1 protein-coding gene is annotated in these 759 nt (G+C 49.3%); it reads right to left on the bottom strand.

Translation table 11 applies throughout. The features are described from left to right. The coding region (locus ACWA2B_RS27920; RefSeq protein ID WP_449292880.1) for a condensation domain-containing protein at positions 1–742 on the bottom strand (742 nt) is incomplete at its 3' end. Positions 743–759 lie beyond the last annotated feature (17 nt).

Here is a 759-nt window from a genome sequence, read left to right as displayed (position 1 = left end):
CAACCTCCTTGCGGCGGAAAATCACCTGCACAGGCTCATCCTGCCAACCGCTGATGAAATTAGCTCTAAAGATCTCATGCCGCTGCGCCAAATGATTCAAGCTATCCTGGAAAATATCCGCTTGGAAACGTCCGTGCAAATCAAAGGTCGTTTGTTCAAAATAAGCCCCGGATGCTGCATCCATCAGACTATGGAACAACATGCCTTTTTGCATCGGCGTCAACGCATATACATTTTCCAGTTCCCCGATGTCACGAGTCCGTTCTACCAATTGATCCAGCTCGGCCATCGTTACATTTTTAAGCATGACATCGCTTGGCGTCAGTTCTTGCTGTTTGCGGCCTGTGCAATGCGTAATGATTTCCTGCAAGCTGGTTCTGAACTGTTCAGCTAACTGCTCCATCGTTTCATGGCGATATTCCTGCTTGCTGTAGCTGATTGTCAATTGAAGCTTGCCTTCCGAAATCAGTCCGTTCATATCCAGCGTGTGCGTTCTGGCTGCATGGGCGCTAAGCTCTGCACCGCTAGAGTAAGGAGATACGCCAAAGGACTGACTTTGCATATCTTGATCAAATTGTCCCAGATAGTTAAAGCTGATTTCAGGTTCGGTCACAAAACGCTCTTGCTCACATGCTGCGGACAGGTATCTCAACATCCCGTAGCCAATGCCCTTTTGCGGAATGCGGCGGAGTCCTTCTTTCACCTGTTTGATGCGCTGTGAAAGGTCTTGCCCCACGCTCATATCCAGCACCACCGGGA

The organism is Paenibacillus sp. CMM36 (assembly GCF_053570945.1).
The sequence above is the reverse complement of the archived record's forward strand: the minus strand, read 5'-3'. Positions and strand labels throughout refer to the sequence as shown.